6 protein-coding genes are annotated in these 8,109 nt (G+C 30.3%); 2 read left to right on the forward strand and 4 right to left on the reverse strand.

Annotation, left to right across the window (positions count from 1 at the left end):
* Window positions 1–188: 188 nt before the first annotated feature.
* Window positions 189–689: a DUF4489 domain-containing protein gene (locus B3630_RS12400; RefSeq protein WP_346898599.1), complete on the forward strand. Its 501-nt coding sequence runs from the start codon at window positions 189–191 to the stop codon at window positions 687–689.
* Between the two features lie 310 nt (window positions 690–999).
* Window positions 1,000–3,189, forward strand: a complete 2,190-nt coding sequence (locus B3630_RS12405) for a DNRLRE domain-containing protein (protein ID WP_346898601.1) — start codon at window positions 1,000–1,002, stop codon at window positions 3,187–3,189.
* Between the two features lie 261 nt (window positions 3,190–3,450).
* On the opposite strand, the gene B3630_RS12410 is transcribed toward B3630_RS12405, so the two are convergent.
* The 4 genes from B3630_RS12410 to B3630_RS12425 all read right to left on the reverse strand — a co-directional run.
* Window positions 3,451–5,175: a flavin monoamine oxidase family protein gene (locus tag B3630_RS12410; RefSeq protein WP_346898603.1), complete on the reverse strand. Its 1,725-nt coding sequence runs from the start codon at window positions 5,173–5,175 to the stop codon at window positions 3,451–3,453.
* A gap of 67 nt (window positions 5,176–5,242) precedes the next feature.
* A complete protein-coding gene (locus tag B3630_RS12415; protein WP_346898605.1) occupies window positions 5,243–6,382 on the reverse strand; it encodes an aminotransferase class V-fold PLP-dependent enzyme in 1,140 nt (379 codons plus the stop codon).
* A 306-nt stretch (window positions 6,383–6,688) separates the two neighbouring features.
* On the reverse strand, window positions 6,689–7,234 hold the full coding sequence (locus B3630_RS12420) for a DUF4489 domain-containing protein (RefSeq protein ID WP_346898607.1): 546 nt from the start codon (window positions 7,232–7,234) through the stop codon (window positions 6,689–6,691).
* A 260-nt stretch (window positions 7,235–7,494) separates the two neighbouring features.
* The coding region (locus B3630_RS12425) for a hypothetical protein (protein ID WP_346898609.1) at window positions 7,495–8,109 on the reverse strand (615 nt) is incomplete at its 5' end.

Raw genomic sequence — 8,109 nt, forward strand, 5'->3', positions numbered from 1 at the left:
TTAGTAATCATGAAAGGTGATACAATTCTTAAGTATATTATTTTATAATAAATGCCTATCTCTCATCACCTTTCTTCCATAAAACTCATATAATATAATAAAAACACTTAACAAAATAATTTAATATTCTTATTATTAATACAATTAACATTTTTAAAATTTATGTAATTAAAGGGAGGATTCTATTTATGAATTCAATGTCAAAAGGTTATTATGATCCTTGCAAAAAAGATTCTAAAGAGGACAAACACTGTCCAACTATTATAAAATGTGGTACTCCTAGTTCTACTACACTACCTGCAGCTACTATAGCTGGTACAGCTTTCACTGTAAGCTCTCTTACTTTAGACACTTGCGGCTTATGTAACCCAACAACAAAGTTAGAATTTGCAAGTAATCTTGTTGCACCAGTTGCATTCACAGGAACTATAAACTTCCAAGTATTTAAACTTTGTAGAGGTCAATTTACACCTGTTCCTGTAGGACCTGCATGGACATTCAATTTAGTAGCATTACTTTCATCAGAAACATTCTCATTCTTTGTTTGTGATTGTGATTCTTGCTTTGATGATTGCTGTACCTATACTGTAGTTGCAACTGTTACTAGTGCAGTTACTGTTGGTACTCTTAATATTAACAATGCAACACTTGGAGCAATATCAACATGTGGTAGATGTAACTGTTGCTAAAAATTATGAGTATACGAAAATAATTTAGTTTAGCTAATTTAAAGTTAAGGGCAATCAATTATCGTCCTTAACTTTATAGATTTTAAAATGAAAATTTATAAATATATACTTTTTAAATTAATTAAACTCGAGGTTACTAACCTTGAGTTTTCTTTCACTAGCTTTTTATTCTTTATAAAAAATATAATTTATAGTTATTGCTCTGAGTACAATTTTTTTATACTCTAATATATTATGTAAAGTAAATTTGTTATAATTTAAGACAACAGGGGAAAAGAAAATAAATCTAAAATAATAAGGAGATGACGTTATGCCCTCTTTACAACTTTCACCTGTACATGACACTTATATCTCTATGCTAAAGCCAAACAATAATTTTGGTACGTCAAGTCTTTTATTTACAGGCGTGTTTGTTCAACCTGCAGATGTATTTAGAAGTTTATTAAAGTTTAATTTATCTGGAGTTATACCTGACGGAAATACTATTTTAAATGCTTCTTTAAATTTATTTGTATATAGAAAGGATTCTTCAGATGGAACATTATCTCCTCAAACTGTTAGCGTATTTACTAATTCAAATGATTTTTTACAGAATACTGTTACTTGGAATAATGCGCCATCCATAAATCCAACTCCCTATTCTATAGATATAACAGATGCAGATGTTAATACTTTTATTAGTATTGATATAACAAATATAGTAATTGATTGGTTTGAAAATATACTCCCCAACAATGGTATCACTTTAGTTGGAATAGAAAATATAATTCTCTCTACTATTGGATATCTATCTAGTGAATGGTCAGCACCAATTCAAAGACCATTTCTAAATATTGAATATACTGTAATACCCCAACCTGTAGATGCAAATATAAGCGAATATGCCTATATATATAATACAGGAAATCAGCTGATACCCTCCCAAGAAGCTATAAAATATAACTCAAATGGTTGGATATTGGGACACATTGGTCATATTGTAGGAGAATCTGAAATTTTCCTAGAAGTTGCTGGTGACTACGAAGTAATGTTCAGTATATCTGGAGCTGAGCCGAATGTATTTGGTATTTTTATTAATGGAGTTCTTGTTACTGATACTATATTTAAATCAGGTGATACAAATCAACAAAATACTGGATATGCAATCATTAGTATCAATTCACCTTCTATAATTACTATTGTAAACATGTTGTCCGACACACCTGTTATCCTCCAAACTATACCCTATATAACAAATGAAAGTGTAACTGCGGCTGTGTATATTCAAAAATTAAATCTAAGAACATCAGCTAATGTTACAAATACCGTTGAATTTTTGGAAGCATTAAACGATTCTACAATTAACACTATTAATATGTCTCCCGGACTATATAATATAAGTTTAGAATCTCCTTTTATCCGCACAACAGCCGTAAAATTACAATCAACATTACCAGGGGCACAGATTACTTTTGCTATATCTCAAGACATCACTTATCTTTCTTTTGGAGATAATATAGCATTGACAACAAATAGAATTTATAATATAACCCAACTATTGTTTTATACAGATTTACCCACCTCCATAGCATCTGCTTCACCCGGCGACACCATATTAATATTTCCTGGTAATTATAATCTTATCGCACAGTTAGTAATTAATAAATCATTAACACTTAAAGGATTTTCTGCTGATACAACAATGATTACATTTGCAGATCTTGGTGATACTTCTCATTTATCTATTCAATCAGATAATGTTACCCTTGAAGGACTCCATTTTGTAGCGCCTACACCAATTTCTGGGAATTCTAACTCGCTATTTAATATTCCTTTTAAAGCTTTTCCCGATGATATTTATAGCAATATCACTATAAGTAGTTGTATTATGGAAGGAGGTCGCCGCAACGCCTTTATTAAAGCAAATAACCTCTCTATTTTATCTACAACATTTATTCATACTGGTAATCGAAATTCCTTGCATATTGAATCTGTACAAGGTAGAACACTTATTGCTGAAAACACTTTTAATGGATCAACTGACAGCTTAGCTACAATGACATTTGAAGGTATCCCATTGTCAAGTGGTTCAATTATTATTAGAAATAATATTTCAAATTCTTTTACTCAATTTACACTATTTAATACTGAATTTCAAAATGCATCAATCTTAATAGATGAGAATATAATAACTCATATATCCAAAGCTTTATCTGGTAGTTCAATTATTTTTCTTCCAATAGACTTTGCACAGGTTGATTTTATTCATATCGAAAACAATAAAATTGTTAATTTAAATACTAATCGTCTAGCTGTATTTCTTGACTATAGATTCGGAGGAACAAATATTCCAAGAGATGAACAAATTAAATTATTCAATAATATTTTTGATGTTGCACTTCCTTGGGGATCTGTAGACGATACAGTAGACACTCTATATCCAGTAGGATTTAGTACGGGTGCACCTCCTAGTTTAACTCTAACTGTATTTGAATTGGTACTGAATACAGTTATTTACTAAAATATCTAAGCAAAATTCAGTATCATATCTATATATTTTCAATAAACCCTCATTAACTCCAACTCACTATTTTTTAAATATAAAATTTCATTAGTCTATAATAATGTTGCTCTATTTCAATAATAAGGATGAGCTTTCATTTTATATATTTTTCTTTCTATATAGTATATNNATATACTATATAGAAAGAAAATGACCTACATCCAGATGATGTAGGTCATTACATTTATACTAAAATTCAATTATACTTTAACCCGATGCCTATTTTTTATTAGATACTATTTGCTTTGCTACTTCATTTGCTGAAATCATTCCACTCTGTAAAGCACCTTGTTGCGATGCATGTTTTTGTGATATATGCTCTCCTGCAAAGAATACTCTATTTCCCATTTCTGGAACAGTTACAGCATATGAAAACAGTGTTTTATCCTCTGGTTTTGATAGTGCCGCTGCTCCCCATATATACTGTACATCAGACCAGATTAATGACTTATAATCAATAAAACTCTCATCAATATAATGAGGAGGAAGTTCATGCATTTTTTCAAGGTATTTTATAACATCATTAACTTGCAACTCAGGGTTTTCATTGCCTAACCTAACAGCTTCTTGACCCCAACTATAACTAGCAAGCAATACCCCTGGCTCTTCAGCCTTTACATCATTCTTTAAAGTCCAATTCCCGTATTTATTAGGTACGGGTTTTGCGTGGTCTGATGGATAGTAAACTGAAGTTAGTGGTAGATCAGTGAAAGATCGTCCTCCTACTATTCTTTTTGACGTATTTCCCATCTCCCAAAATCTTTTCTTAATATATAAATATACCTTCTGCGCTGTTTCATAATTCATTTCATTTATTGCCTGCATCTTTGTCACTGTGAAAAGAGGATTAATCTCAACTCTTCTCAAGCTTGTGAATGGAATAGCACATATAACATAATCATATTCCTCTAGATTCTCCTTGCTTGTTCCACATTCTTTATATTTAAGAAGGATTTTATTATTTAAAGATGAACTATATATACCATCAATTGGAGAACCCATTTTTATATCTACACAACCTAATTTATCTTTGTCAATACCTTTGTACACTTCTTCTAAGTTTCCACAAATTGCTTTGTATAATGAAAAAGGTAAGTTAATCATACCATTATTAATACTATAAGTGAACTCAGAATCAACAGTATAATATTGCTGTAAAATTTCTGTAAGACTTAATCTAAAAAACTGATGACTACCTTCCAGATAACCTAACATTGATATTGCATCTTCACTAAACTCTTCATTTTCATATGCTCTTCTATAACTTAGTTTATCTATGTCCTCTATACTTTTTAAGTATTCAGGTTTAGTTTCAACTAACTCCTTTCTTTCTTCAGATGTAAGAGTATCTAAATATTTTTGATAAAATTTTCTATTAAGTTGTGAACGAACTTTGTTTCTGTCGCTGTCTGTCAAAAGAAATTCATGAAATATATTCCTTGATATATATTTCCCTTTAGGATTATTCACAGCTCTTTTGCCTCTTACATAAAGCAGAGTATTAGTATTATTATTTACGAAGGGGCTTGTGTTAAGCTTAAAAAGATTTATATAATGCCAAGTTGTCTCATGGGATACTGGTATACTCATTGGTCCTAATTCACCATAGTATCTTTTATTTCTGTCAAAATAGTAGGTATATACCCTACCACCTATTCTCTCACTTGCTTCAAATAAAGTAATATTACATCCTATCTTCCTAAGTTCAAAGGCTGCAGATAGCCCTGCCTCTCCCCCACCAATTACTGCTACTTTAATATTTTTCGCATACCCTGGTGGACAAATATTTGTTATATCTTTAGGCGGACTCATTAAATCAATTATATTATCTAGATCATCTAATCTATTCTGCATCTTTAGTATATATTCAAGCATTTTATATCTTTCACAATCACTAGGATTGTCTATTTGATAAAGAGAGTTTGAATTATTACAAGCATTCATAACTTTCACATCCTAATGTTTTTTATTACATATATAATTATATATGTACTGTATCCTCCATTTCACATTATTTTAATTTATAAATCATTATAATTGCTTCCACTAATTTTTCTATATCCTCGAAAGTATTAAAATAACCTGGACTCACCCTTACCGTACCAGCATACTCCGTACCGATTACATCATGTATTAAAGGTGCACAGTGGTAGCCTGTCCGTACAGCAATTCCTCTTTCATTTAGTTGTTCGCCAACAATTGAAGCATCAATTCCATCTACATTTAATGAAATTACTGCACTTTTTTGTTTTTTAGAATCACTTCCATAAATTTTTACATAAGAAAGTTTTTTTATCTGTTCTAATAAATACCATAATAATTCTTCTTCATACTTTCGTATATTATCTAATCCAATTTTCTTAATAAATTTTACACCTTCACATAAACCTGCAATTCCTGGTGTATTTAGTGTTCCACTTTCAAACTGATCTGGAACAAAGTCTGGTTGGACCATAAAGTGTGAGTTACTTCCTGTTCCACCCTCTTTAAAATTCCTTAGCTTAATACCATCTCTTATAAATAATCCCCCTGTTCCTTGAGGTCCAAATAACCCTTTATGTCCTGGGAAAGCTAATAGATCAATATGATCATTTTCCACATCAATTGGAATTACTCCAGCACTTTGAGATGCATCTACCATAAATATAATCCCATTATCCTTTGAAATCCTTCCAATGCTTTTAATATCCTGAATACTACCTAATACATTAGAAGTGTGATTGGTAATAATCATTTTAGTGTTTTTCTTAATCTCTTTTTTAATGTCATTAAAATTAATATATCCTGATTTATCTACACCTACCAAAGTAACTTCAACTCCATCTTCAAATAATGAATGAAGTGGCCTTAAAACAGAATTGTGTTCAATTACTGTACTAATAACATGATCTCCTCTTTTTAAAGCTCCTTTTATTGATATATTTAAGGCTTCTGTAGCATTACTAGTAAAAATCAAATTCAAAGGACTTGGTATATTAAATAATTCACATATTTCTTCTCTTGTTTCCATGATTTTCAAAGCTGATTTCACGGACATATCATGAGAACCCCTCCCTGGATTAGCACAATAATTTTTCATGCAATTTAATACTTGGTCATAAACTTCTGATGGTTTTGGAAAGGATGTAGCTGCATTATCTAAATAAATCATATAATCCTCCTTTTATAGGCACAACACAAATAAATATATGACTTATCATTAAAATAAGAAATATCTATAATTAAATCTAAAGTCATAAAACTATTGCTCATTATACATTATATTCAAAATATTGAAGTTTCGTGATTGCTCATAAAAATATAAAAGATAATTGTTTTAGAATAATAGTCTATAAATTATAGATACAGAAAAATCTCGGAATGGAAATTTCACACTCCGAGACTTTGTTAACATTAATATTAGTAATTTATTTATTTATATGAAAACTATCTAAGCTCTTGGATATATAACTATTCTTTAACAACAGTTATTTCTGCCACATGTTGATATTGCTCCAAGTGTTGCGTTATTAATATTAAGAGTACCCACAGTAACTGCACTAGTAACAGTTGCTACTACAGTATAGGTACAGCAATCATCAAAACAAGAATCACAATCACAAACAAAGAATGAGAATGTTCTAGATGAAAGTAATGCTACTAAATCAAATGTCCATGAAGGTCCAACTGGAACTGGAGTAACTTGACCTTTACAAAGTTTAAACACTTGGAAGTTTAGAGTTCCTGTAAATGCAACTGGAGCAACAAGATTACTTGCGAATTCTAGTTTTGTTATTGGATTGCATAAGCAAGAATTATCTAAAGTAACAGAACTAACAGTAAAAGTTGTACCTGCTATAGTCGCTACTGGAATTGTAGTTGCACTAGGAGTACCACATTTTATAATAGTTGCACAGTTTTTTTCCTTTTTAAATTCCTTTTTACAAGGCTCATGCTTACAAGGGTCTTTTTTACAAGGATCAGGTTTACAAGGATCATAACAATTTTTTGACATTGAATTCATATATAGAATCCTCCTTTTACTTAAATATATTTTAATTAAATCAATTATATGGTCAACTTAGGTATCATTTTATTTTAAGTGTTTTTATTGTAATATAGAGTTTTTATAAAAAGGTGATGATAGATAAGGTTTTATTAAAAATATAGCAATATGGATAAAAATATAATCACCTTTATAGCTACTGATTTTTGTAAGTTACATTACTCATTTACTTGTAAAAACCTTAAGTATTTTTTCTTATAATAAAGTCTATAATTTTACTAATCACAATCTCCATCATTATCATCACAGTCTGGGAATAATGGATCTAAGTTTTGATCTGGATAGAACTTAGGAACTGGAGCTCTTTCAAATCTCTCACATGGGTCTTCTTCAGGCTCTTCTTCGCATAACTCTTTAGGAACTGGACAGTAGTCATAAGCAGGTATAAGTAATTGTACAATAAGCTCACATTTTACAACAATGTAGTAACCTAAAGTAATATCTAAAACGTCATCTCCGTTTGGATCTTGTAATAACTCACCGTCTAGAGCTTCAGCAACCATCTCAAGTTTAATAATATTGGAATCTAAATCTTCAGCTTGTTGAACTGGAATAAAACTAGCTGAAATTTGAGCTATTGAATCAGGGCAGTAGAACTTTCCAATTACATCAGTTCTATTAATTTCATATAGTTCACTTTTGGTAATACCATTACAATCAATGTAATCAGCATAGAAAGAAATCATATAATTAAGAATTATTTTTTTGAACCCACATTTACCTTTAACTGGAATCTTATCTACAGAAATCAGTGTTACATTGAAATCTCTACTTCCAATGTATCTCTTGGGATCAATAAGTGGGTCGCTTCTTAATTCACAATCTGTTGTATT

The organism is Clostridium sp. UBA7503 (assembly GCF_002477055.1).
GTDB classification, from domain to species: domain Bacteria; phylum Bacillota; class Clostridia; order Clostridiales; family Clostridiaceae; genus Clostridium_J; species Clostridium_J sulfidigenes.